The sequence below is a fragment of the Salinimicrobium profundisediminis genome, assembly GCF_026241755.1.
Classification (GTDB): domain Bacteria; phylum Bacteroidota; class Bacteroidia; order Flavobacteriales; family Flavobacteriaceae; genus Salinimicrobium; species Salinimicrobium profundisediminis.
The window spans coordinates 1,067-2,541 of sequence record NZ_JAPJDA010000054.1 but is presented as its reverse complement, the minus strand read 5'-3'; the positions used below and the strand labels follow the sequence as shown (position 1 = coordinate 2,541).

Genomic DNA, 1,475 nt, shown 5'->3' with positions numbered 1-1,475 from the left:
AAATCATGATAAAGACTTTTATCGTGAGATCGGCCGCAAAGGCGGAAACTCTAACGATTAATAGATTTGATTTCCTGAAGGATATCGATATGCGTCCAGCATAGCACGGCAGTCAACGAGTGGCTGCCGTGTTTTTTTGTTCACTAATACTAGCGATTTTATTTATCCATTCGTCATTACAAATATATATTCATCTTTTCTATCATTTTCTGTTCTATTTGTCTTCCTATCAATCATATTCATAGATTAAGTTCATTAATTGAAGATGGGGTGAGAGGAATGAATAAGGCAGAAGTTCGTTGTGCTGGTATTGAGGATGTTGAAAAGTTATCATTATTTTTACAGAATGCAAAGGTAAGTTCTGAAGGGATTAAAGATTCCATTGATTATTTTTTACTTTGTGAGAATGAGTTGGGCCAGATTCAGGCATCATTAGGGATAGAGCCTCATGGGCAGGTTGGTTTGCTGCGCTCACTGGTGCTTAGCCCGAACTCTACTGAAAAGGATATGTTTATATTACTGGAACAAATTTTAATGTTGGCTAGAGATAAGGGGTTAACGGAGCTGTACATGGCTTCAAACAAACAAAGTGCTGCCCTCTTCTTTACGCTAATGGGCTTTCAGCCTCATGATTCCACGAAGCTGCCTGCGGACTTATACGAATCAGAGCATGTTAAACACATCCTTTCTGTGGATAACTCGTATTTCTTGAAGTTTTCCATATGAAATGTGGATAAAATGACAAAGTTATACACAAAAAGGCCATTTTTATACACAATTTGTGGATAAAAGCTTGAGTTATCCTCTAACTTCTTTTATACTTTCAAAAGTGATTCGTAGAAAAGTGAGTAATATAGGCATTCATAAGAAGAAATATTGAAGGTGAATTTAGATGGATACAAAAAGATGGTCAGTGGATAAAAATGTGGATAATTTAACTGGTTACCCACAAATAACACAGGCAGCAGATCTTTTATTAAATAATGAAGTTGTTGCATTCCCGACAGAAACGGTATATGGCTTGGGCGCAAATGCTTTAAATGACCAGGCGGTAGCGAAAATTTTTGAAGCAAAAGGCAGGCCAGCGGATAATCCACTTATTATCCACATTGCGGATGAAGCGGTGGTTTCGGACTTTGTGGAGGAAATCCCTGAAAAGGCTAAGCAATTGATGAAGGCGTATTGGCCAGGACCGCTTACAATTATCTTAAAAATGAAAGAGGGGGTGTTGTCTGAAAAGGCAACGGTTGGGTTATCCACAGTGGGAATCCGCATGCCAGATCATCCAGTAGCTCTTGCTTTATTACAGAAAACTAATCTTCCTATTGCCGCACCTAGCGCCAATTCTTCCGGAAGGCCAAGTCCCACAACCGCTGAACATGTGTGGGACGACCTGCAGGGGAAAATTTCTGGAATTGTAGATGGCGGACCAACTGGAGTAGGGCTGGAATCTACCGTTCTGGATTGTACAGAAG

General features: G+C 39.9%; 3 protein-coding genes. All 3 read left to right on the top strand.

The features are described 5' to 3' along the window. Positions 1 to 61, top strand: a 61-nt coding sequence (locus tag OQ279_RS18245; protein ID WP_503167764.1) for a KGG domain-containing protein, incomplete at its 5' end; no start/stop codon positions are given. A gap of 218 nt (positions 62 to 279) precedes the next feature. Further along, positions 280 to 726: a GNAT family N-acetyltransferase gene (locus tag OQ279_RS18240; protein WP_214476500.1), complete on the top strand. Its 447-nt coding sequence runs from the start codon at positions 280 to 282 to the stop codon at positions 724 to 726. Positions 727 to 892: 166 nt separating this feature from the next. After that, the coding region (locus OQ279_RS18235; RefSeq protein WP_266071294.1) for an L-threonylcarbamoyladenylate synthase at positions 893 to 1,475 on the top strand (583 nt) is incomplete at its 3' end.

Bases quoted from the DNA above. Each gene is read 5' to 3' on its own strand.
- OQ279_RS18240 (WP_214476500.1), top strand. From the start codon at position 280: ATGAATAAGGCAGAAGTTCGTTGTGCTGGTATTGAGGATGTTGAAAAG.